The 23,696-nt window shown below is 60.5% G+C and carries 21 protein-coding genes and 1 other RNA gene; 8 read left to right on the top strand and 14 right to left on the bottom strand.

Translation table 11 applies throughout. The features are described 5' to 3' along the window. Nucleotides 1-15: 15 nt before the first annotated feature. The 11 genes from ACK9YZ_RS13735 to ACK9YZ_RS13785 form a co-directional block, all read right to left on the bottom strand. The gene (locus tag ACK9YZ_RS13735) at nt 16-1,449 is read right to left on the bottom strand and encodes a UDP-N-acetylmuramoylalanyl-D-glutamyl-2,6-diaminopimelate--D-alanyl-D-alanine ligase (protein WP_416064190.1); all 1,434 of its coding nucleotides are present in this window, start codon (nt 1,447-1,449) and stop codon (nt 16-18) included. Further along, complete coding sequence (locus ACK9YZ_RS13740; RefSeq protein ID WP_416064191.1) at nt 1,446-2,906, bottom strand: UDP-N-acetylmuramoyl-L-alanyl-D-glutamate--2,6-diaminopimelate ligase; 1,461 nt, start codon at nt 2,904-2,906, stop codon at nt 1,446-1,448. Before ACK9YZ_RS13740 ends, ACK9YZ_RS13735 begins: the two co-directional genes overlap by 4 nt. A 64-nt stretch (nt 2,907-2,970) precedes the next feature. Next, complete coding sequence (locus ACK9YZ_RS13745; protein WP_216755219.1) at nt 2,971-4,719, bottom strand: peptidoglycan D,D-transpeptidase FtsI family protein; 1,749 nt, start codon at nt 4,717-4,719, stop codon at nt 2,971-2,973. Beyond that, nucleotides 4,719-5,159, bottom strand: coding sequence for a hypothetical protein (locus ACK9YZ_RS13750; RefSeq protein ID WP_416064192.1), 441 nt, complete (start codon nt 5,157-5,159; stop codon nt 4,719-4,721). Before ACK9YZ_RS13750 ends, ACK9YZ_RS13745 begins: the two co-directional genes overlap by 1 nt. A 1-nt stretch (nt 5,160) precedes the next feature. Next, entirely contained in the window at nt 5,161-6,186 is a 1,026-nt protein-coding gene (gene rsmH / locus ACK9YZ_RS13755) for a 16S rRNA (cytosine(1402)-N(4))-methyltransferase RsmH (protein ID WP_416064193.1), read from the bottom strand. Between the two features lie 17 nt (nt 6,187-6,203). After that, complete coding sequence (gene mraZ, locus ACK9YZ_RS13760) at nt 6,204-6,641, bottom strand: division/cell wall cluster transcriptional repressor MraZ (protein ID WP_416064194.1); 438 nt, start codon at nt 6,639-6,641, stop codon at nt 6,204-6,206. A 430-nt stretch (nt 6,642-7,071) separates the two neighbouring features. Further along, an RNA gene (gene rnpB, locus ACK9YZ_RS13765) (RNase P RNA component class A) lies at nt 7,072-7,465 on the bottom strand. Nucleotides 7,466-7,522: 57 nt separating this feature from the next. Then, the gene (locus tag ACK9YZ_RS13770; RefSeq protein ID WP_416064195.1) at nt 7,523-8,698 is read right to left on the bottom strand and encodes an NAD(P)/FAD-dependent oxidoreductase; all 1,176 of its coding nucleotides are present in this window, start codon (nt 8,696-8,698) and stop codon (nt 7,523-7,525) included. Between the two features lie 81 nt (nt 8,699-8,779). Continuing rightward, nucleotides 8,780-9,397: a lytic transglycosylase domain-containing protein gene (locus ACK9YZ_RS13775; RefSeq protein ID WP_416064196.1), complete on the bottom strand. Its 618-nt coding sequence runs from the start codon at nt 9,395-9,397 to the stop codon at nt 8,780-8,782. A 263-nt stretch (nt 9,398-9,660) separates the two neighbouring features. After that, nucleotides 9,661-10,422, bottom strand: coding sequence for an N-acetylmuramoyl-L-alanine amidase (locus ACK9YZ_RS13780; protein WP_416064197.1), 762 nt, complete (start codon nt 10,420-10,422; stop codon nt 9,661-9,663). Beyond that, nucleotides 10,419-11,126: a TerB family tellurite resistance protein gene (locus ACK9YZ_RS13785; RefSeq protein ID WP_416064198.1), complete on the bottom strand. Its 708-nt coding sequence runs from the start codon at nt 11,124-11,126 to the stop codon at nt 10,419-10,421. The genes ACK9YZ_RS13780 and ACK9YZ_RS13785 overlap by 4 nt, the downstream gene beginning before the upstream one ends. Nucleotides 11,127-11,553: 427 nt before the next feature. Between ACK9YZ_RS13785 and ACK9YZ_RS13790 the strand changes: the two genes are divergently transcribed. From ACK9YZ_RS13790 to ACK9YZ_RS13800, 3 genes are all read left to right on the top strand, one after another. Further along, nucleotides 11,554-12,765 carry a pyrophosphate--fructose-6-phosphate 1-phosphotransferase gene (locus ACK9YZ_RS13790; protein WP_416064199.1) on the top strand — a complete coding sequence of 404 codons (1,212 nt, stop codon included), beginning with the start codon at nt 11,554-11,556 and terminating at the stop codon, nt 12,763-12,765. Between the two features lie 57 nt (nt 12,766-12,822). After that, on the top strand, nt 12,823-13,458 hold the full coding sequence (locus ACK9YZ_RS13795) for a LysE family translocator (RefSeq protein WP_216755227.1): 636 nt from the start codon (nt 12,823-12,825) through the stop codon (nt 13,456-13,458). A 115-nt stretch (nt 13,459-13,573) separates the two neighbouring features. Next, nucleotides 13,574-14,542, top strand: coding sequence for a transglycosylase SLT domain-containing protein (locus tag ACK9YZ_RS13800; RefSeq protein WP_416064200.1), 969 nt, complete (start codon nt 13,574-13,576; stop codon nt 14,540-14,542). 26 nt (nt 14,543-14,568) lie between these two features. Here the strand turns inward: ACK9YZ_RS13800 and ACK9YZ_RS13805 are convergent, their stop codons facing one another. After that, nucleotides 14,569-15,960, bottom strand: a complete 1,392-nt coding sequence (locus ACK9YZ_RS13805) for a serine hydrolase domain-containing protein (protein WP_416064201.1) — start codon at nt 15,958-15,960, stop codon at nt 14,569-14,571. 196 nt (nt 15,961-16,156) lie between these two features. Between ACK9YZ_RS13805 and ACK9YZ_RS13810 the strand changes: the two genes are divergently transcribed. The 5 genes from ACK9YZ_RS13810 (at nt 16,157) to ACK9YZ_RS13830 (ending at nt 21,296) form a co-directional block, all read left to right on the top strand. Further along, complete coding sequence (locus ACK9YZ_RS13810) at nt 16,157-17,401, top strand: DUF3419 family protein (protein ID WP_416064202.1); 1,245 nt, start codon at nt 16,157-16,159, stop codon at nt 17,399-17,401. A 14-nt stretch (nt 17,402-17,415) separates the two neighbouring features. After that, the gene (locus tag ACK9YZ_RS13815) at nt 17,416-18,069 is read left to right on the top strand and encodes a class I SAM-dependent methyltransferase (RefSeq protein WP_416066740.1); all 654 of its coding nucleotides are present in this window, start codon (nt 17,416-17,418) and stop codon (nt 18,067-18,069) included. 120 nt (nt 18,070-18,189) lie between these two features. Then, entirely contained in the window at nt 18,190-18,987 is a 798-nt protein-coding gene (locus ACK9YZ_RS13820; RefSeq protein WP_416064203.1) for a GH25 family lysozyme, read from the top strand. An 83-nt stretch (nt 18,988-19,070) separates the two neighbouring features. Continuing rightward, nucleotides 19,071-20,297, top strand: a complete 1,227-nt coding sequence (locus tag ACK9YZ_RS13825) for a lytic murein transglycosylase (RefSeq protein ID WP_416064204.1) — start codon at nt 19,071-19,073, stop codon at nt 20,295-20,297. Nucleotides 20,298-20,390: 93 nt separating this feature from the next. After that, nucleotides 20,391-21,296, top strand: a complete 906-nt coding sequence (locus ACK9YZ_RS13830) for a DMT family transporter (RefSeq protein ID WP_416064205.1) — start codon at nt 20,391-20,393, stop codon at nt 21,294-21,296. A 435-nt stretch (nt 21,297-21,731) separates the two neighbouring features. On the opposite strand, the gene metF is transcribed toward ACK9YZ_RS13830, so the two are convergent. After that, entirely contained in the window at nt 21,732-22,634 is a 903-nt protein-coding gene (metF, locus tag ACK9YZ_RS13835; RefSeq protein WP_216755235.1) for a methylenetetrahydrofolate reductase [NAD(P)H], read from the bottom strand. Beyond that, on the bottom strand, nt 22,635-23,660 hold the full coding sequence (locus ACK9YZ_RS13840; RefSeq protein ID WP_416064206.1) for an ArsR/SmtB family transcription factor: 1,026 nt from the start codon (nt 23,658-23,660) through the stop codon (nt 22,635-22,637). It lies immediately after the preceding gene. Between the last annotated feature and the right edge of the window lie 36 nt (nt 23,661-23,696).

The raw sequence follows: 23,696 nt of genomic DNA on the forward strand, positions 1-23,696 counted from the left end.
GCCCCTTTTCCCCGATCATAGATCGCGTTGCGTGTCTGAAACTGGCGGGTACTTGTCAAGGAGCGCGGCAACAATCTTGCCGAAACCGATCCCCAAAGACGACTTCACCATCAACACGTCGCCAGGTGCGACCGAGTTCAAAACGAATTCCAACAATTCTTCCGTCGTCTCGCGATGCTCGACCGCGACGCTCTCCGGAAGCGAGCCCTTCAGCGCCACCATCTCGGGCCCCGCGAGCCAGACATGTTCCAGACCGGCAGCGAGCAGCGGACCTGCGAGATCCGTATGGACCTGCTCGGCAAACTCGCCCATCTCCAGCATGTCGCCGAGAACGGCGATGCGGCGGCCCCGGCCGGTCGGCTCGGCCGATGCCAGCAGCGCGATCGCCGCGCGCATGGAGGCCGGATTGGCGTTATAGCTTTCATCGATCAGCGTGAAGCTGCCATTGCCGATCGGCAGCCTGTAGCGCTTGCCCCTGCCCTTCTCCGGCTTCAGCGTCGCGAGCGCGTCGATTGCCTTGTCGAGGCTGGCGCCGACGATCGTTACAACGCCCAACGCTGCCAGCGCATTTTCAGCAATGTGGCGGCCCGGTGCGCCGATGCGCACTTCCTTGGTCTCGCCACCGACAGTCATCCAGAGCGTCGAGCTTTCGTCCGAGCCGTTGAACTCGGCAAGGCGGAATTCCGCCTTGGCATGCTGGCCAAAGGAATGGATCTTCTGGATGCCGAGCGCCTGGGCGGTCTGCTCCAGGAAACTGAACTGCTCATTGTCACGGTTGAGAACGACGTCACCGCCCGGCTCCAGGCCTTCGAAGATCTCTGCCTTGGCGGCAGCGATTTCCTGGACGTTCTGGAAATTGCCGAGATGGGCCGGCGCGATCGTCGTGATGACGGCGACATGCGGGCGGATCATCTTCACCAGCGGCCGGATCTCGTCCGGATGGTTCATGCCGACTTCGAAGACACCGAAATAGGTGTCGATCGGCATGCGCGCCAAGGTCAGCGGCACACCCCAGTGATTGTTGAAGGAGGCGACCGACGCATGCACCTTCCCCGAGGGAGACAGCACATGGCGCAGCATCTCCTTGGTCGTCGTCTTGCCGACCGAACCGGTAACGGCAATAATCTTTGCCCGCGAGCGCTCGCGCGACGCCTGCCCCAGCTTGCCGAGGGCAGCAAGCACGTCCTCGACCACGATCATCGGCACAGTCAGGCGCCCCATGGCCGGCAGACGGCCTTCGCTGACGACGAGCAGAGCCGCACCATTGGCAACGGCCATCGAGGCAAAGTCATGCCCGTCGACACGGTCGCCCTTGATCGCGAAGAAAGCCTCACCCGGCGCGATCGAGCGGCTGTCGATGGAAATGCCGGTAATGCCCTGCGGCAGCGAACCGAAGGGACGGCCCGCCATCGCGGCAACCATGTCTTCGGTGGTCCAGAGCCAGTTCATGGTACCCGCTCCTCCAAAGCCTTGCGCACTTCGGCATGATCGGAAAACGGCAGCGTGACGCTGCCGACCGTCTGCCCCTCTTCATGTCCCTTGCCGGCAACGATCAGCGTATCGCCGGATTTCAGCTGCAGGACCGCCTCGCGGATCGCCTTTGCACGGTCGCCGATCTCGGAAGCGCATTTCGCCGCCGCCATGATCTCGGCACGGATCGCCGCCGGCTCTTCCGAGCGCGGATTGTCATCGGTGACGATCACGACATCGGCAAGCCGGCAGGCGATCTCGCCCATGATCGGTCGTTTGCCGCGGTCACGGTCGCCGCCGCAGCCGAACACGACGATGACGCGGCCCGTCGTGAACGGACGCACCGAGTTTAGCACATTTTCCAGCGCGTCCGGCTTGTGGGCGTAATCGACATAGGCAAGCGCGCCATCCTTGGTATGGCCGACCAGCTCCAGGCGGCCGGACGCGCCCTGCAGCTTTTCGAGCGCGGCCATCGCGAGCTTCGCCGGAACACCCGTGGACATGGCAAGGGCCGCGGCAACCAGCGCATTGGCGATCTGGAAATCGCCGGCAAGCGGAATATCGACCTCGAAGATCTCGCCTTCGGCATGGATTTCCGCAACCTGTTTGTGGCGGAAATGCTCGACGCGCTTCAGCGTCAGATAGCTGCCCTTGCGCCCGACCGTGCGAACGTCATGGCCCGCAGCCGTCGCCACCTTGATCGCCTGCTCAGACCATGGATCATCGGCGAAGATGATGGCGGGCGAACCCTTCGGCAGCACCCGGTCGAAGAGGTGCATCTTGGCGGCCATATAGTCTTCGACCGTCGGATGGTAATCCATATGGTCGCGGCCGAGATTGGTGAATGCGGCGGCGGCAAGTTTCACGCCGTCGAGGCGATACTGGTCGAGCCCGTGGCTGGAGGCCTCCATAGAAGCATGCGTGACGCCCTCGTCGGCGAGTTCGGCAAGCAGCTGGTGCAGCGATACGGTATCGGGCGTCGTCAGCGAGCCATATTCGTTGCGCGTCGGCGAAACGACGCCGGTCGTGCCGATCATGGCGGCAGCGTGGCCGGCATGCGCCCAGATCTGCCTGACGAAGGAGGCAACCGAGGTCTTGCCGGCGGTACCCGTCACCGCGACCATCGTCGCCGGCTGGCGGCCGTAGAAACGCGAGGCGGCAACGGAGAGGAAACGGCGCGGTTCGGCAACGACCAGAACCGGCGCGCGGGTTTCGACTGCGTGCGATGCGATGACGACGGCAGCACCCTTGGCAACAGCATCGGCAATGAAGCCTGCCCCATCGGCCTTGGAGCCGGCAATCGCCACGAAAGCCATGCCGGGCGCGATCTTGCGGCTATCGGAAGACAGACCGGAAATCTCCAGCACGCCGGCCGGCCCATCGAGTTCAGCTTTGAGTTCCGGAAACGCATTTCCGGCGAGGTCCCGCAATTTCATCGAATGCACTTCTCTGGTTCAGGTCGACCGCCCCTTACGAATCGACACCGATATTGATTCACACTCAATAAGACACCAACAAGGCCGAGCCGTCTTCGCCGAATTCCGGTTCGACACCGAGGATGGGGGCTGCACGGCGCACGATGTTCTTGACCATGGGTGCCGCCGTATAGGCGGCGATACGCTGATGCTGTTCGCCATCGAGCGGTTCATCGCAGAAGGTCAGCACCACATATCTTGGATTGTCGATCGGGAAAGCCGCCAGAAAGGCGTTGAAATTCAGATTGCTGGCGTAGCGTCCGTTGACCACCTTGTCGGCCGTACCGGTCTTGCCGCCGACATTGAAACCCGGCACGTCGGCGTTGCGGCCGGAGCCCTTTTTGCCGTTGAGCTTGAACAGATAGCGGATATCGTCGCTCGTGCTCTTCTTGACGACGACCTCGGCCACTTCATCGGCCTGCTCGCGGCTGCGCGGCAGGAAAGTCGGCTCGATCAACTTGCCGCCGTTGATGAGGGCGGCACCGGCAACCGCCGTCTGCAGCGGCGTGGTTGCCACACCATGGCCGAAGGAGATCGTGATGGAGTTGATCTTCTTCCAGACACGCGGCTGGCTCGGCATCTTCACTTCCGGCAACTCGGTCTGCATCTTGGTCAACAGCCCAAAACGCGTCAGATAATCCTTCTGCATTTCCATGCCGACGATATCGATCATTCTCGCCGTGCCGATATTGGAAGAATACTCGAAGATTTCCGGAACCGTCAGCCAGCGGCGCTGGCCATGAAAATCGCGAATCGTGAAGCCGCCGATGCGGATCGGGTTGGTGGCGTCGAAACTGTCTTTCAGGGAAACCTTGCCGCTGTCGATCGCCATAGCGGTCGAGAAGGTCTTGAAAGTCGAGCCCATCTCGAACGTTCCGTTCGACATGCGGTTCAGCCAGCCGTCCTTGGAACCCTCCTGCGGATTGTTCGGATCAAAATCCGGTGCAGACGCCATGGCGAGCACCTCGCCCGTATGGGCATCAAGCACAACGGCGCCGGCGCCCTTGGCCTTGTAGTTGACCACGGCATCGGCAACGACATCGCGCACGATCGCCTGCACACGCACATCGATCGAAAGGCGCACCGGCTCCAGCGACTGGTTGCTCGTCATGCCGACCGAGGCAAGATCGGCAAGCCCCTGGTCGTCTATATATTTCTCCATGCCGGCAACGCCGCGGTTGTCGATGTTGACATAACCGAGGATATGCGCAGCCGTCGCGCCACCCGGATAGAAACGGCGTTTCTCCGGCCTGAAACCGATGCCGGGAATGCCGAGCGCCAGGATCTGGCTCTGCTGCTTCGGCGTCAGTTGGCGACGCAGCCAGGCAAAATGCGAGGTGCGGTTCGAGAGCTTCTTATAGGTGTCCTTGGCGTCGAGATCGGCAAGCACCGTCTGCAGCTTCTCGACGGCCTCGTCCGTATCGACGATCTTGTTCGGTTCGGCAAACAGCGAAACGGTCCGGATATCGGTTGCCAGCACTTCGCCGTTGCGGTCGATAATATCGGGGCGCGATGCCATCAGCCGATCGGGCGGCAGGATGGACGAGACCGATTCCGGCTCCTTCATCGCATATTCGACCATACGGGCGCCGATGACGGCATAAAGGGCGGTAAAGCCGACGATGAGCAGGCCGACGCGGCTCTTGGCCTGCCCGGCCTTGCGCTTGCGCGAGCCTTCGATTGCCATGCCGGAGGGGGCGCCGAAACGATTGTAGACGCCGGCGGAAAAATGCGCCTGACTCTTCAGTACCATGATGCGGGAAAGAAAGGACATTATTCCACCGCTCCCGTTTCGATCTGGTCCGCGTCTTCGGCCTCTCGCGGCGCCGGCATCGGGATCGGCTGAGACTTGGCAGCAACACCCAGCTTGGCGCCTGCCTTGGCGTCTCCAGCCTTGGCTTCAGTAACGTCAGGCGGAGGAACCTGCGACTTCAGCATCGGCAGCTCGCGCGCGTGGGCAAGTGCGGTCGAATCCGTCGGTTGCAACTGCAGCTCGCTGTTATAGGCATTGACGAGGCGCTCCAGCCGGTTCGGCTGCGACTGCAGCGCCCAATCGGCCTTCAGGAGGTCGATCGTATCCTTCTCCAGCTTGATCTCCGCTTCGAGGCGCTGAACCTCCTCGAGCTTCAGCTCGGCGCGGTGCTTGATCGTGTAGGTAACGGCGGCTGCCGCCGTCATGACGCCGATGAGCACAAGATCGAACGTTCTCAGCATATCAACCTCCAAGCTTTCCGAGACTGGCAAGATTCGGGAATCCGAAGAGCGACATGTCCTCGGCCTCGGCGGGTGCAATGGTACGCTGGCCGGCGCGCAGCTTGGCGGAACGGGCGCGCGGATTGGTCTCGGCTTCTTCCTCGCTGGCCGAAACCATCGACTTGCCGACAGGCTCGAAGGTCGCGGCCCGCTCATGCGCGATCGGCAGGTGGCGGGAGCCGGATGCCTTGCCGGCCCGATCGGAGAAGAACTTCTTGACTATACGGTCCTCCAGCGAATGGAAGGTGACGACAACGAGGCGACCGCCGGGTTTCAGGACCCGCTCGGCGGCAAACAGCGCCTGCGCCAGTTCGCCAAGCTCGTCATTGACGAAGATGCGCAGCGCCTGGAAGACGCGCGTTGCCGGATGGATCTTGTCCTTCATCTTGCGCGGCGTCACCAGCTCGATGAGGCCGGCAAGATCACGCGTCGTCTCGAAAGGTTTTTCAACGCGGCGCTTTTCGATGGCATGCGCAATGCGCGGCGCCTGGCTCTCCTCGCCGAGATAATGGAAGATGCGGATGAGATCGGCCACCTTGGCGCGGTTGACGACATCGGCTGCAGAAACGCCCGCGGCCGACATGCGCATGTCGAGCGGGCCGCTCTTCTGGAAAGAGAAGCCGCGCTCGGCCTCATCGATCTGCATCGAGGAAACGCCGATATCCAGCACGACACCATCAAGCCCGCTATCGGGCGCATGATCGGCGAGCTGCGAGAATTGCGAATGGATGAGCTTGAGATGACCGCCATGCGCGGCGACGAGCGCCTGGCCGGCTGCAATCGCCGTCGGATCACGATCAAGCGCGATCACATCGGCGCCGGCATCGAGAATGGCGGACGTATAGCCGCCGGCACCAAACGTACCATCGAGGATGACTTTGCCGGAAGAAGGCTCCAGCGCCGCAAGCACTTCCTTGAGAAGAACCGGAATGTGGCGAACCGGTCCGCCACCGGCTTCAGTTGAACCTCCGCCAGAATTCGCCACCATTCCGTTCCCTCGTTCATTCAGGAACGCCTGCCCGCCAGCTTGCGCCCCCCTCGTGCCTGCGCCTGTGCGGCCGCGAATGCTTGCGGCTGCCAGAGCTGAAAGTGATCCGCCCGACCGACAAAGGTCACTTCGTCCGAAATGCCGGTGAAGTCGCGAATGAAATCCGTGACCATCAACCGCCCCTCGGCGTCGAGCTTCATGAAGACCCCACCCCCATGAATGAGAAGCGACATCTCGTTTGCCTCCGGCGAAAACGGGTCTTCCGCCGCAATCTGCCGCTCGAACCTCTCCAGAAGATCCGAACCGCCGACACTGATCGCCGGAAACACAAAGTCCTGGAAGCAGTAAAGCTCCTGAACGTTGCGCTGCGCCAGCACGGAACGAAACGCCGCCGGCACGGAAACCCGCCCCTTGGTATCGATCCTGTTGGTCGCATGCGAAAGGAAGCGGCTCATGACACGAAACATCCGTTTCCGAAAGAGCCCGGGAAACCTTTTGCCGCCCGATACCCTCAAAGTCAGGCACAGCTTCGCAAGCCGAAAGAACCAAGGTCCTCCCGACGCTTCCGATCCGGAAGGCGCCTTTGCTTTGCGATGAATGGGCAGATGATTGCCCTGATGCAGTGCGCATTTGGGATAGCATGGGACCATATGGGCGTCAATGGGATGAGCCCATTTTGAGGTGGGCGCAGTATCAAACATTTATAAGCTGTTAAGTTTAACAAAGGGTTAGGAAAGCGATTCTCTAACGCCACCCAAAGCTCCCCGGGTGAACAGGAGATCCGGCCGGGCAAGATCCGTGAGACCTCGCCTCTATTTCAGACATTTCAATGGCTTGATAGGAAGGAAATCGGATTTTGCGGCAAAGCGGACGCCGGAAAAGGTAATCGCCAGTTGGCCTGTAAGCCGGGTTCTGTATGGCTCCGGCGAACCGGAACGTGGCAGCCATTCATCTGGGACAGCGCTTGCACGCTGCCTCACGCAACCCACCCGGATGACTGACCCAGAAACAGGCCGGAAGGCTTTCGCCAACCGCGTCATCCCTATTCGGTTTTGCTCCCGGTGGGGTTTACCGTGCCATATCCGTTGCCGGAGATGCGGTGGGCTCTTACCCCACCCTTTCACCCTTACCTGTCATGACAGGCGGTTTGCTTTCTGTGGCACTTTCCCTGAGGTCGCCCTCGCCGGACGTTATCCGGCACCGTGTTTCCGTGGAGCCCGGACTTTCCTCACCCTACCGCCTTTCGGCATTGGTAAAGCGCGGCTGCCCGGCCAACTGGCAGGGGCTCCCTTAAACGAGGAAGCCCGCAAATGCCAACGAAATATGGGGGATAGGCTTAACGGAAATAAGGTGCGAAATCCGTGGCGTAGCCCTGGTCCTTGATTCTGCCTGCAAGAAGCAGTTCGGCTCCGAGCCTGCCGATTTCATCCGAGCTCTTGGCTGAGGTCCCCGCACAGCCCGTCAGCACCCCAATATGCGGCGAGGACGTATAGCCGATCATCGGATAGCGGCTCTTCGTATAGGAGACGACGCAGGATGCGGAGGAAATGGACTGCGCCTCAAGCTCCGGCACAATACGATCAACGATATCAGTCAGATGCTCGCGCGCAACCTCGCGTCCCTCCGTGCGGAACCAGGCGCGCATGTCCGTATCGTTGCTCAGCACCAGATTGTCGGGATCCCCGCCGATCTTCAGATAGAGCTTGCCGTCGGGATAGCGGATCGGCGGCAATAGATAGATGTCGATGCCGGGCGCTTCGAGGATGAGCGACGGCATGCCGGCAAGGCGCGGAGCATCCTCGTCCGTCACCTCGAACAGGGTCACGGTGCGTCCGTAAACCGTCATGTCAACGGATTGCGGCAAGAGATTCTGCGAAATGGAAAAACCACCGGCCGCCAGCAGCACCTTCTCGGCGCGATAAACCTTGCCGCTCGCCGTGGTGACGACGGCCACCCCACCCTCCTCGCGGATGGAGGCGGCACGATCGCGGATCACGGTCGCACCCGCCTTTTCGGCAAGCAGCGACTGCGCCTTCACGAGCTTTCGCGGGCTGATATGCCCTGCTCCCTTCGCTTCGAAGATGCCGGCACTGCGGGCGGGAAAAGCGAAATAGGGAAACCGTCGTTTCAGCCCAGCCTCATCGAAAGATGTCGTTTCGACGCCGAGCGAAACCGCGGCCTGCCTTGTGCCGGCAAGGTAGGCACTCTCGGGAGGCGCGACAACGACGCAGCCCGCTTCCGTATAGAAGTCGATGCCGCTTTCGCTTGCGATCTCGCCATAGCGTGCGATCGAGCGATTGGCGAGCAAGGCCCAGTCGCAATCGGGATCGATGGTCCGCGTGATGCGGCCTTCGTCGTAATGGCTGGCGAAAACGCCCTCATGCGCCCTGCGATCAGCCGGCTCGTCCGGACCGATGACGGCAACGCCGTCCGTCTGGCGTGCCAGGTATTTAGCGGCCGCGGCACCCATCATGCCGCGACCGATGACGATGAACCTGAAATCGACTGCCATATCGCACCTCGCTAAAGGCTAGCGATAACACGGCAATTGCGCTGAATCATCCGACGTTTGTCAGAGAAAAGCGCTTCCGGTTCAGAGCATTGCAAGAACCTTGCCGCAATAGGACTTGGAGACCGGGTTCATGCGCTTCGCGCCATGGCCGGCATTGTATTTGAGGATGGTATTGCAGGTCTGCCCGCCACCGAGATCGTGGGCAGTTGCCAGGTACTTCATGCCATACTTGATATTGGTTTCCGGATCGAACAGGCCCTTGGCACTGCCGGAATAGCCCATCATGCGGGCTGTGGCCGGCTTGATCTGCATCAGGCCGATTTCGCCATGGCTGCCGCGCGCCATCGGATTGAAATTGCTTTCGATGCGGATGACAGCAGTCGCAAGAGCCACCGGCACATCATATTGATTGGCATATTTGCTGATCAGTGCGGAATAGGAATTGCCGGAAACATCGGCGACGGGATAGCCACTCTGGCGCTCGACCGTCTTCAGCGGACGCTCCGTTTTCTTCTGCACACGCTGCGCCGTCCTCTGCGGGCGTTCTTTTTGATGCGCGCGCTCCGCAGTCTTCTGCCGACGCTCCACTTTCTTCACGGGCGCATCGGCCCGCACACCCCAGTCATTCGCAAAGGCAAAGCTATTTCCTGCCAGCATCATGCCAACGCATGCTGCAGCAACAACAATCATTTTTCTCATGTAGTCTTGATCACTCCGACCCAAAGAATTACCGGACCGCGCGCCTCGCCGTCACGATGTATTCCCGACCAAGAACCGATCAGGTTACGCAGCAATTCTTATCGTTTCACATGACGCCTTCGATTTAGCTTGGGAACAACCATCGGCGCCGCTTAGCGGAAGTTCTTAGACCATCGCAATGAGGAGATAATAGGGAAATGATGTGGCAGTCCGAATTTCGCATTCAGACATGGAAAATCGGTAATGCCAGAAACCATTAGAGATCAGGAATATCGCGGCAGCGCCGAAAGCAGGCGGTGCAGCGTGTCGATCGTCGAGAAATCGGCGATCCCGTCCACTCGCTCGGTACGAAAATGCCGCTGGAAGGCTTCGACGTCACCGGCCGTTTTATCGGTGAATTCGCCTGTGATCTCAGTGCTGTATCCATAAAGCGACAGCATGGATTGCAGCGCCTCTATCGGCTGTCCACGGTCACCGCGCTGGAAGAAGCGCCCGCCCGTGATAGCGGCCGGTTCCACCCAGTGGCCGACGCCGGCCCGATACAGCGCGCCCCAGGGGAATTTTTCGCCCGGATCGACCTTGCGCACAGGGGCCACATCAGAGTGGCCGAGCACCCTTTCAGGCGCGATTGACCAGCGATTGCCGCAATCGCGACATAATTCGATCACCGCCGCGATCTGCTCTTTCGGATAGTCCGGAAGCCCGCCCGGATGGCCAGCATTGGCGATCTCGATGCCGATTGACAGCGAGTTGATATCCGTCTCGCCGTGCCAGTAGCTCTTGCCCGCATGCCATGCGCGGCGGCTCTCCGGCACGAGCTGCACGACTTCGCCGTCTGGATGCACGAAATAATGGCTGGAGACCTGGCTTTCGTCCCGACAGAGCCAGTCGAGAGCCCCTTCCGGGCTCGGCATGCCGGTATAATGCAGCAGGATAATATCAGGCTTGCGTCCGTCAGCGCGTTCGCCATGGTTCGGCGAGGGCTGGACGCGCGCCTTGCTGTAGTCGGCCTCGAATGAGGTCATGCGGCGCGGCGTTCCTTTTCAATCGCCGCATAGGCGTCGTTCAGGGCTGCCATGCGTTCATTGGCGATCACATAGAACTCTTTCGGCACGCCGCGCGAGATCAGCCTATCCGGATGATGCTCGCTGACGAGCACATGATAATGGCGGCGGATCGTCGGGAAGTCATCTGCCGGCGAAACCCCGAGAACCTTGTAAGGGTCGCGTCCATCGGAGACGTGGCGTGCAGCGATCTGATCGAAGCGGACCTCGCTCATCTGGAAAATCTCGGCGATATGGTGCAGGAAATTCATTTCCTTCTCGTGGATCAGCCCATCTGCCTTGGCAATATGGAACAGGCCGTCGAGCACATCTTCCAGGATCGGGCAATTGGCAGCACAAGTCGAGCAGAGCGTGGAGAGCTTCGCGGCATAGGCTTCGTAACCGGCAACGTCCTGGCGAGCGAGATTATAGAGACGCGCGACATTCTTCGCCTCGCTCGGAGGAAAGTCGAATATATCGCGGAAGGCCTGCACTTCCTTCTCGCTGACGATGCCGTCAGCCTTCGCCATCTTGGCAGACAGCGCAATGACGGCCACCGAGAAAGCAACCTTGCGGCGCGTCTCCGGATCGCCTTCGAAAACCGTGCGAATAGCCTCGACCACCGCGGAGAGCGCATTGCCCGCGGTATTGCCAATGGCATTCACCAGTTTTTCCCAGAAAGACATCGTCATCTTCTCGCAATGCAGCAAGTTTTGGAAGAAACACCTTGACCAAATAATCGCCCGCATTGCAAGGCGGCTATTGGTCGTAGGTTTGAAAACAGTTTTCACAATTCGGTAATGGTCGCAGGCGCCGCTACCATCCGCTGTGTCCGCCATTTCGTGCATTATTCGCACAACGGCCGGCGATTTCCACAACACTTATGGATAGGTGGACCGGCATTGAACCGATTATATCGCCACTTCCGGCACCTGCTCTGCAGAAAGGGGCGTTTTTCGTAAATTCTTTACTTTACAGGCCACTTTCCCTGCCGCATCCATGCGTTACCTGAAGCATGTCGCGCAAAAGTACGCAGCGGTTTTGCGATAACGACAGCGTAAAACAAAGACTTGAGCTGCACGCAGTCGCGCATCGGGCGCCAAAGGAGGGACTATGGCCAAACAGAAAGTCGCAATGCTGACCGCCGGAGGCCTGGCGCCCTGCCTCTCATCCGCCGTCGGCGGCCTCATCGAGCGCTATAGCGATGTTGCACCCGATATCGAACTCATCGCTTACAAGTCCGGCTATCAGGGCGTGCTGCTCGGCGACAGCGTCCAGATCAATGCGCAAATGCGCGAGAAGGCGCCGCTCTTGCACCGTTATGGCGGCTCGCCGATCGGCAACAGCCGCGTGAAGCTTACCAATGCCGCCGACTGCGTGAAGCGCGGCCTCGTCAAGGAAGGCGAAAATCCGCTGCGGGCTGCCGCCGAACGTCTTGCCAATGACGGCGTCACCATCCTCCACACGATCGGCGGCGACGACACGAATACGACGGCCGCGGATCTCGCCGCCTATCTCGCGGCAAACGGCTATGATCTGACCGTCGTCGGCCTGCCGAAGACTGTTGATAACGACGTCGTGCCGATCCGCCAGTCGCTCGGCGCCTGGACGGCTGCCGAGGTCGGCGCGCATTTCTTCGACAATGTCAGCAACGAACAGACCGCCGCCCCGCGCACGCTCGTCATCCATGAGGTCATGGGTCGCCACTGCGGCTGGCTGACGGCTGCCACCGCCCACGCCTATCTCCAGCGCACCAAAGGCAATGAATATGTCGATGGCCTGATGATGAACGCGCATATGAAGAGCATCGACGCCGTATACCTGCCGGAAATGGCTTTTGACCTCGATGCCGAAGCCGCGCGCCTGAAGGAGATCATGGACCGCACCGGCCATGCCACGGTCTTCGTGTCGGAAGGTGCCTGCCTCGACGCCATCGTCGCCGAGCGCGAAGCCGCGGGCGAGACGGTCAAGCGCGACGCCTTCGGCCATGTGAAGATCGACACGATCAATGTCGGCGCCTGGTTCCAGAAGCAGTTCGCAAGCCTGCTCGATGCAGAGCGCTCGCTCGTCCAGAAATCCGGCTATTTTGCCCGCTCTGCACCGGCAAACGGCGAAGATCTGCGCCTGATCCAAAGCATGGTCGATCTCGCCGTCGAGAGCGCCCTCAACAAGGTTTCGGGCGTAACCGGCCATGACGAAGCGCAGAATGGCAAATTGCGCACAATAGAATTTCCCCGCATCAAGGGTGGCAAGCCGTTTGATCTATCAACCGGATGGTTTGGCGAAGTAATGAACCAGATCGGGCAAAAATACAGGGCGGCATGATTGACGGATGGCTAATATGGTGTCTTTGCTTGTTCTCTGGGAATAGGAGGAGATTCCATGTCGCTTGAAGCTTGGCTCGCTTTTGCGGCCGCATCCGCCATCATGCTCGCCATACCGGGACCGACCATTCTTCTGGTTGTCTCCTATGCGCTTGGGCATGGCCGGAAGACGGCGCTTGCGACCGTTTCGGGCGTGGCACTCGGCGATTTCACTGCCATGACCGCCTCGCTTTTCGGCCTTGGCGCCCTGCTCGCCACATCGGCAACGCTGTTCACCGTGCTGAAGTGGATCGGCGGCGCCTATCTGATCTGGCTTGGAATCAAGCTCTGGCGAGCCCCGATCGTCGGCGAACACATCGCCGACAACGATAATCTGCCCGAAGAAAAGTCGCTGCGAATCTTCCTGCATGCCTATGTCGTGACGGCGCTGAACCCGAAGAGCATCGTCTTCTTCGTCGCCTTCGTGCCGCAGTTTTTGAACCCTGCCCTTCCCTTCTTCGATCAGATGCTGATCATGGAGGCGACCTTCCTCGTGCTCGCCACCATCAATGCCTCCTGCTACGCGCTCGCCGCCCACGCCGCCCGCGGCCTGATTCGCAAGGCGAGCGTGCAGCGCGCGGTCAACCGCACCGGGGGCACTCTGCTCATCGCAGCAGGCGCCGTAACAGCCGGGTATCGCCGTATTGCAGCTTAGTAATATTCCGTGGTTGCCGGAAAGCCACGAATAAGTTAATGGCTATCCTCGGGCTTAAGGTATTTGATAACTTTTAAGACGCTGCCGGGGCGGCGCGATTCACGAAAGTGAGAGAATGGTAGCGATCGGATTTTCCGGCCTGAAACGCAGTCTCGTGGCCTCTACCATGCTCTGCGGTGTCATTTCCGGATGCGCGAGCGTCGAATATACCTCTCAGGCAGAACTGACCGCCGTACAGACCGTGATTCCGATGCCGAAGCCGGGTGAAGACGCAACGCTGGCTGCTGTCCCGACCGCTGAAGGCGCAAACGGCCCGACCATCGCCACTCTCAATCCCCAGGCAGCAACCGCCGCACCTGTTCTCACCGCAGCCGCCATGCCGAATGTCGTCTCTCCCGTGCAGCAGCAGGCCGGCGATTTCGCCATGCAGGGCGGTGTCCAGCAGGTTGCCGTCAATGGCTATGCCCCCATTCCGCTGACGCCCGAGATGACGGCGATACAATCCGTCATTCCCACGCCGCGGCCGGGCTCGCCCGCTAGCCCCTCGACGCAGCTCGCCTTCGCAGCCACGACGCCGCAGAACGGGGCGCTCGCAGCGCTCGCCGCCGTCGATACCACGCCGCGCTTCACGATGGATTACGGCTTCGATGAATCCGGCCCGATCGATCCACCGGCAGCCCCGCCGATGTTCAGCGATAACGACAGCGACGATGCGCCGACCGTCGAAAAGAGCCTCGTCAGCAAGCTCATCAGCAAATATTCCAAGCTTTACGAAATCCCGGAATCGCTGCTCCACCGAGTCGTTCATCGCGAGAGCCGTTATAATTCCAAGGCCTACAACAAGCGCGGCTACTTCGGCCTCATGCAGATCAAGTACAACACTGCAAAATCGATGGGTTATGACGGCAGTGCCGCCGGCCTCTTCGACGCTGAAACCAATATCAAATATGCCGGAAAATACCTGCAGGGCGCCTGGCAGGTTGCCGACAAGAAGGAAGACGACGCCGTTCGTCTCTATGCCCGCGGCTACTATTACGACGCCAAGCGCAAGGGCATGACCGATATCGCCCAGGGCAACTACTGATACCAAGACATCGTCGCTGACGAACGTCAGCCGGCCTTTGCCGACTGAAGCGTATTGAGAATTTCCTTCAGCATTACCTGCGGCCTGTAGCGCAGCCAGCTCGGCGTCAGTCCCATGCGGACGAAGACGAGATTGGCCGAAGGAACGATCGCGATCGACTGTCCGTCATGGCCCTGCAGCCAGAACGTATCCTGCGGCAGCCCGAACTCCGCGCTCGCCCCGCCGCCCGGCCCTGCAAGCCAGGCCTGGCCTTGCGTATAGCTGCCGCCCGAACTCGCCGTTGGCGTGCGCATCATCGCAACAAAGCCTTCCGGCAAAAGTCTCTGCCCGTTCCATACCCCATCCTGCAACAGGAACTGTCCGAATCGCGCCCAGTCATGCGCCGTGGCATAGAGATAGGAACTGCCAACAAATGTGCCGCGCTCGTCCGCTTCGAAGACCGCACTTGTCATGCCAAGCGGACCAAAGAGCGCATCGCGGGGGTAATCGAAGGCGGTCCGCGGATCGCCGGCCTTGTTCATCCAGATGCGCGAGAGAAGCAGGGCGGTTCCGCTGGAATAATGGAAATCGCTGCCCGGCGCGGCCACGAGAGGCGCGCTCGCCGGCAGGGAAACCATGTCGGGGTCGAGATAGAGCATCCGCGTCACATCGGCGACAGCGCCATAGTCTTCGTTGAAAGCAAGCCCGCTTTCCATGCCCATCAGATCGGAGAGTTTGATGTCGCCGCGCGGATCGTTCCCCCATTGCGGCAAGAGATGTGTGTCATCATAGGAAATCTTGCCTGACAGCATCAGCCGGCCGATCAGCGCCGCATTGACCGTCTTCGTCATCGACCAGCCCACCAGCGGTGTGCTGGCGCTGAATCCCGGCCCATAGTTCTCGGCAATGATGCGGCCGTCCTGCACGACCACCATCGCCCGCATCGCCGGCCCGGCAAGCTTGGCGTCCGAAAGAAGGGCAGAGACCCTGCTATTGACCGCCGCCGGATCGATGCTCTCGCCGTCCGGCCAGACTGCGTCGTTTTCGCCCACCCGCGATGCCGGCAAGAGCGGCGTGGCCTTGGCACCGGCATCGAAATCGCCATCCGGTACGCTCGTGCACCCAAGCGCGCCGCGATAAAGCGCGTAGTTCGGCGCAAACAGACCCATGAAGCGCGAGGTCACCCGCCCGCTGTCATGATCGACCTCGACGCGCATCAGACGCAGCAGCGGGTTTCCAGGCGCCTGAACATCGTCGTAAAGCACGGCATCTGGATCGCGGCCGGCAATGAAGACGTTGGAGCAGACGATCTTGGCGGCATAGCCGTTGCCCACCTTCAGGAGCTCCGGCGGGCTTACGGAGAGCCACGCGCCTCCACTAATGACAACGAGAATGACGAGCAGGGCCAAACCCTTGACGATACGCAGGACAACTCGCATGCAATCCTCCATGGAGCGGAGACAAGCAGGAAACTTGGCTCACGAAAAGAGAGAAGCGAAAAGAAGCCCTTCAATCGGCTTCAATTTTCGCTGAAGTCCTCGCCTGCTTACGCGGAAGCTCTGGCCCACAGGGCTCGTCATCAAACTGTAGCAGAGGCGCGTTACACGCCCTGAACGCTAAAAAGGTGACAGACTCATGTCGGAATTTGCACCGGATACCGGCTTCCGCAAGAACCGGAAACTCAAGGCAGCGCTTCTCCGCCACAAGGCTTTTTCAAAGGACGGTTTCTCCGAACGCCTCTTCGGCCTTCTCTTTTCCGGCCTCGTCTATCCGCAGATCTGGGAAGACCCGGATCTAGATATGCAGGCGATGGAGCTGAAGCCCAATCACCGCATCGTCACGATCGGCTCCGGCGGCTGTAATATGCTCGCCTACCTTTCCAAGGCGCCGGCTTCGATTGATGTGGTCGACCTCAATCCGCACCACATCGCGCTGAACAGGCTGAAGCTTGCCGCTTTCAAGAACCTGCCAAGCCATTCCAATCTCGTACGTTTCCTGGCGATGCCGAACGAGAAGTCGAACAGCCGGGTTTTCGACAGTGTGCTGTCGTCCAACCTCGACGAGACCACTCGCGCCTACTGGAACACCCGCAAGTTCGGCCGTCGTCGCGTCACCGTCTTCAACCGCAATATCTATGAAACCGGCCTGCTCGGCCGCTTCATAGGTGCCGCCCACCTGCTCGCCCGCCTGCATGGCGTGAAGCTGCAGGAAATGACCAAGACCCGGTCGATCCGCGAACAGCGCCAGTTTTTCGACGATCAGATCGCTCCCCTGTTCGAAAAGCCCGTCGTTCGCTGGATCACCAACCGCAAGAGCTCGCTCTTCGGTCTCGGCATCCCGCCGCAGCAATATGACGAGCTGGCAAGCCTTGCCGCCGACAATTCCATCGCGCCGGTTCTGAAACACCGCCTGGAAAAGCTCGCATGTCATTTCCCGATGCGCGACAACTACTTCGCCTGGCAGGCTTTCGCACGCCGTTATGCCGATGGCGAGGAAGGCCCGCTGCCGACCTATCTGAAGCCGGAGCACTACGACGTGATCCGCGCCAATGTCGACCGCGTCAACGTCCACCATGCGAGCTTCACCGAGCTTCTGGCTGGCGAGCCCGCCGCCTCGCGCGATCGCTACATTCTGCTCGACGCACAGGACTGGATGACCGATCAGCAACTCAACGATGTCTGGCGCGAAATCACCCGCACTGCCCGCGAAGGCGCCCGCGTGATCTTCCGCACGGCGGCCGAAAAGAGCATCATCGAAGGCCGCCTCGCCCCTGAAATCCGCGATCAGTGGCACTATTTCGAAGAGCAGTCGCGTGAGATGACCACCCAGGACCGCTCGGCAATCTACGGCGGCTTCCACATCTACGGGAAGAAGGCGTGAGCAAAGTCGACGAGATGACCGTCAAGAGCGAGGAACATGCCGACCTGATGGACGGCATGTACCGCTACCAGCGCCATTTCTATGATCTCACCCGCAAATATTATCTTCTCGGCCGCGACAGCACGATCCGCAATCTCGACGTTCCCGAGGGCGGCACGCTGCTCGAAGTCGGCTGCGGCACGGGCCGTAACATGGCGCTCGCGCACAAGCACTTCCCGACCGCCAAGCTCTACGGCCTCGACATTTCCCAGGAAATGCTGATTTCCGCCCACAAGACCTTTGCCACCAAGGCGACGGTCCCGGATTTCCGGGTGGCGGACGCCACCGCCTATACGCCGCGCGAATTTGGCGTCACCGGATTCGACCGCATCCTCATTTCGTACGCACTGTCGATGATCCCGGATTGGGAACGCGCGGTGGATGCATCGATTGCCGCACTCAATCCCGACGGCCAGCTCCACATCGTCGATTTCGGCCAACAGGAAGGCCTGCCCGCCTGGTTCCGTAAACTTCTGCAGGCCTGGCTCGCCAAATTCCACGTCACGCCCCGCGCCAATCTGCGCGAGGTTCTGGAAGCGCAAGCCATTGAAAACAATGCGCGATTGTCGTTTGATCCGATCGGCGGCGGTTACGCCTGGCGGGCGGCGATCATCAGCAAGCGCTCATAATTCGCTTGAAAATAACGTTTTTTTTACGTTGATATCAGAAAAGAGGGGCATTCCCTCTGCAGGGCGCGTGTTTTCGAAGGTCAGGCTGTGGGGCAGATCCATCATCACGACGGAATATTTATGCGTCGGCTTCTGATTTGCGTCCTGCCGCTTGCCCTGATGCTGGCCGGTTGCAGCTCCACGGGTTACGATTATCTCGAAACGGCTTCCATAAAACCGAAGACCCGCTTCAAGGATACCGATCCCCAGGATTTCGGCCCCAAGCATCCGCAGCAAAACGCGGTCCATGGCATCGATATCTCCAAATGGCAGGGTGATATTGACTGGCAAACGGTGCGCAAATCCGGCGTCGCCTTCGCCTTCATCAAGGCGACCGAAGGCAAGGATAGGGTCGATTCGCGCTTTGACGAATATTGGCGCGAGGCAGCCGCGTCAGGCATTCCGCATGCGCCCTATCACTTCTATTATTTCTGCTCCTCCGCCGACGACCAGGCCGACTGGTTCATCCGCAACGTTCCCAGAGAATCCATGCGTCTGCCGCCGGTGCTGGATGTCGAGTGGAATGCCGAATCGAAGACCTGTCGCTTCCGCCCCGACCCGGCCACGGTGCGTTCTGAAATGCAGCGCTTCATGGATCGCCTGGAGACCTATTACGGCAAGCGGCCGATCATCTACACCTCTGTCGATTTCCACCGCGAGAACCTCGAGGGCTATTTCCAGGATTATCACTTCTGGGTCCGCTCGACTGCCAAACACCCCGAAGTGACATATGCCGACCGCCGCTGGGCCTTCTGGCAATATACGTCGACAGGCGTCATTCCGGGCATCAAGGGGCCGACCGACATCAATGTCTTCGCAGGTACCACGAAAAACTGGAACAACTGGGTAGCTGACGTTTCCAAGGACAGAAATTCTTAGTAACGTGCCCCAATCTTTCTTGCTTCCGTCACATTCATCTGTGAAATCGGCGGCATTCTATGTCATTTTACGAGGATCGTTTCATGCACCGCTCGCTCAAAAGCTGCTCTGCACTTGCCCTTCTGTTTGCCTGCGTCCTAGCAACAGGCGCTGCTGCGCAGCAGGCTCCGGATGCGGCAGCTTCGGCCCCGGCAGCACCCTGCGGCGGCGATCTCTTAACCTTCCTTGAGGGCGTCAAGAAGGACGCGATCGCAGCAGGCGCCAGCGCCGAAGCAGCAGACCAGGCCTTGGCCGGCGCTGAGATCGATCCCAAGGTCCTGAGCCGCGACCGCGCCCAGGGCGTCTTCCGCCAGACCTTTTTGGAATTCTCGCAGCGCACCGTCAGCCAGGCCCGCCTCGACATCGGCCGCCAGAAAATGAAACAATATGCCGATGTCTTCGCCCGCGCCGAGCAGGAATTCGGCGTTCCCGCCGGCGTCATCACCGCCTTCTGGGCGATGGAAACGGATTTCGGCGCCGTACAGGGCGATTTCAACACGCGCAACGCGCTGGTCACGCTGTCGCACGACTGCCGCCGCCCGGAACTCTTCCGCCCGCAGCTGATCGCCCTCATCGAGATGGTGCAGCATGGCGACCTCGACCCGCAGACCAATACCGGCGCATGGGCAGGCGAGATCGGCCAGGTGCAGATGCTGCCGCGCGATATCATCGCCTATGGCATGGACGGCGACGGCGACGGCCATGTGCGCCTCAAGCAGAGCAGTCCGGATGCGATCCTGACGGCCGCCAAGTTCATCCAGCATCTCGGCTTCGAGCGCGGCCAGCCCTGGCTGCAGGAAGTCACCGTGCCAGATAACCTGCCCTGGGAAAAGTCGGGTCTCGGCGGCACGATGACGGCAGGCGAATGGTTCAACCTCAGCGTCAAGCCGCGCGACGGCAACATGGCCTTCGCCAATCTCGAAGGCGATCTCGTCCTGCCGCAGGGCCGCCTGGGACCGGCCTTCATCGCCTATCCCAACTTCAAGATCTATCTGGAATGGAACAAGTCGTTCATCTACACGACCTCGGCGGCCTATTTCGCGACCCGCCTCTCCGGTGCCCCGACCTACCAGAAGGGCACGCCTGAACAGGGCCTTTCCAACGACCAGATGAAACAGCTGCAGACGAAGCTCGATTCGCTCGGCCACGATGTCGGCGAGATCGACGGCATCCTCGGCTCCGGCACCCGCGTCGCGATTCAGAAAGAACAGCTCCGCCTCGGCATACCGGCTGACGGCTGGGCAACGCCTGCGCTGCTGAACGCTCTCTGATCCCTCACAATTGCCCTTTCACCACCCGGCCGCATGAATCGGGTGGCGCCTCCCCGCCGATCGGTTAAGCCTGCCAGCAAATGGAGGATCGGCATGGAACAGAGAATAAGCGCATTGACCTGGGGGCTTCTAGCCCTCCTTGGTCTGATCTGGGGCGGCTCCTTCTTCTTCGCGCGTATCGCCGTTGCCGAGGTGCCGCCGCTTACCCTCGTCTTCCTGCGCCTCTCCATTGCGGCCCTTGCGCTGCATATCTACATCGGCGGGCGCTTCGGCATCTATCCGCTGCTGAAGAGCCGCTGGCGCGAATTCCTCATTCTCGGCATCCTCAACAATGCCCTGCCCCATGCGCTGATCTTCTTCGGCCAGACGCGCATCGGCGCCGGCCTTGCATCCATCCTCAACGCCACAACGCCGATCTGGACGGTGCTGATCGCCAATTCCCTGACATCGGACGAAAAACTCTCCTCGGCCAAGATCATCGGCTGTCTCACCGGCCTTCTCGGCACAGTCGTTCTCATCGGGCCGAGTCTCAATAGTAGTCGCGACCTGCCCCTCTGGGCGCTCCTCCTACCCGTCATCGCCGCAGGCTGCTACGGATTTGCGGCCACCTACGGCAAGCGCTTCAAGGGCGTGGCGCCGCCCGTTATCGCTGCCGGCCAAATGACGGCGTCCTCGCTCGTGGCCCTGCCGCTGTCGCTCGTCATGGATCACCCCTGGGCACTTGCCATGCCGTCAATCAACGCCATCGCGGCCGTTCTGGCGATTGCGTTGCTGTCCACCGCCGTCGGCTATATCATCTACTTCCGCATCATGGCCGCGGCGGGCGCGACCAACACCTCTCTGGTGACGCTGCTCGTGCCGCCGAGCGCGATCCTGCTTGGCTTCCTGTTCCTGGATGAGCGTCTGGAGATGACCGAGATGGCCGGCATGGCGCTGATCGGCGCGGGACTTGTCATACTGGATGGCCGCATCTACCGCCGCTCTGACGCCATAGCCTGAAATGATTATGCTGCAGTGCGCCATTCTTCCGCCAAAAGCATGAATCGTGACTACCGGATTGTAACGGATCGTTAAATTTTGAGAGCGGATTTTTCTGATTATATTTCAGTGGCTTATAGGATTTCTGTTAGACTTATCCACTATCCTCTTCGGCAGCGCAGCACAAGAAGCGCTTCCCAACCAACACATTTCCGACATATTATGAGCCGGTTAGCGCGAGGAGGCAGACATGGGACTTACGCAATCCTTGAATGTCCTGTTGGTCAGTGCAGCGTTCGCATTCGTCGTGTCCATGCTCTTCATTTGAGCCGATGCGAGGCGTCAAAAACTGAGATACCTACACTCCTGAATAACAAATAACCCCGAAAACTGAAAAGCGCATGCCCCGCCCGGCCATGCGCTTTTCCTTTGCCCGCAGCAACAGTGTGTATCGGTTTAAGCTGCCGCGCCGGCGCTTCTGGCCGTCTGGCGCGAGAGGCCGAGATTGTCGAGGACCGCAGAAACCAGCGGCGCACGGTTCATCGTATAAAGATGGAACTCGTGCAGGCCTCGGCGAATAAGATCCTCGATCTGCTCGGCTGCAACCTCGGCTGCGACCTTGGCGCGCTCTTCCGGCTTGTCGTCATATCCGGCAAAACGCGCGTCGAGGAAGGTCGGGATGACCGTGCCGCAGGCGCCGGCAAAGCGCTTCAGCTGCGTCAGGTTCTGGATCGGCATGATACCAGGCACGACAGGGATTTTGACGCCGGCCGCACGCACCTTCTCGAGATAACGCTCGAAATTGTCGTTATCGAAGAAGAACTGCGTCAGCGCGCGGTTGGCGCCGTTCTCGGCCTTCTGCTTCAGCATGTCGATATCAGCCGCCTGATCGCGGCTTTCCGGATGCTTTTCCGGATAGGCCGAGACGGAGATCTCGAAATCACCGATCTGCTTGAGGCCGGCCACCAGTTCCGCCGCATTGGCATAACCGCCCGGATGGGGCTGGTAGGCCGCACCGACGCCACCCGGCGCATCGCCGCGCAACGCCACGAAATGCGTAACACCCGCCTTGCGGAAACTGTCGACCACCTGATGCGTCTCTTCCTTCGTGGCGCTGACACAGGTGAGATGCGAGGCGGTCGCAAGCGGCGTGTCGGTGAGGAAGCGCGTGACCGTGGAGAGCGTCGGCGCCTTGGTGGTGCCACCGGCACCGTAGGTCACGGAGACGAATTCCGGGTTCCAATCCTGCAGGTCGCGGACGGTGTTCCAGAGCTGGCCCTCCATCTCCTCGGACTTCGGCGGGAAGAACTCGAAGGAGATCGCAATATCGCGGCGGCGGGCGTCGTTTTTCTGGGTCATTTATTCTCTCCCGGCAAATGTAAGTACCGCGCCTTCGCTCTCCAGCGAGGCCATAAGGCGCCTCGGGTCGCGCGCGAGCCAGATCGTGACCGTAAGGCCCTTCTCCCCCTGCTGACCCGGATGAAGATCGACGACCTGCTCGACATCCAGCCCCGCCTTGCGCACCCAGTCCGACATGGCCTGATGCGAGAAGCCGAGACGGACGTGGGCATGTTCGTCGCGAAGATATTCGAGGTTATGCGGCGCGAGATCGATGATGACGAGGCGCCCGCCCGGCCGCAGCATGCGCGCGGCTTCCGCGATTGCGATATCGGGCCGATCAAAGAAGTGCAGCACCTGATGGATCGTTACCAGATCGAAATCCTGCCCCTCGAACGGCAGGTTCAGGATATCGGCGTGGCGCACCGAAGCCGTCGTGATCCGCGACTTGTCGAGATTGGCGCGCGCCACGCTCAGCATGTCGCGGCTGGCGTCGACGCCGATTGCACGGCGATAGCGACCGGCCAGAAGCTCCAGCATGCGACCGGTGCCGGTGCCGAGGTCGAGCAGGGAATCGATCGGGTTGGCGCCGAGCAGCTTGATGACGGCTGCATCCACCTCTTCGTCAGCGGCGTGCAGACGGCGAAGTTCGTCCCATTCGGCGGCGTTGCGGCTGAAATAGGCCTGTGCCCGCTCGGCGCGCTGCCGCTTGACGGTGGCAAGGCGCTCACCGTCACGCTGGACGACGGGGTCGTTTTCGGAGACATGCTTCAGCAGCGCTCGCACCAGCGCGGCTGCCTTGCCTTCGTGCGCCAGGCGGAAGTAGGCCCAGGCACCTTCCTGATAGCGGTCGATCAGTTCCGCCTCGCCAAGCAGCTTCAGGTGCCGGGAGATGCGGGGTTGGGATTGACCGAGAATTTCCGTAAGATCTGTGACGGTAAGATCCCCCGCCGCCAGTAGCGCGAGGAGCCGCAGGCGCGTCGGTTCGCCGGCCGCCTTCAAGACGTCCACCAGCGCATCCAGTCCAAGCCTTAAGGGTTCGCTCATATCCTACCCAATCAAGATATAAAGATATCTTTATGT

It is taken from the genome of Rhizobium sp. ZK1, assembly GCF_047782645.1.
GTDB lineage: Bacteria > Pseudomonadota > Alphaproteobacteria > Rhizobiales > Rhizobiaceae > Rhizobium.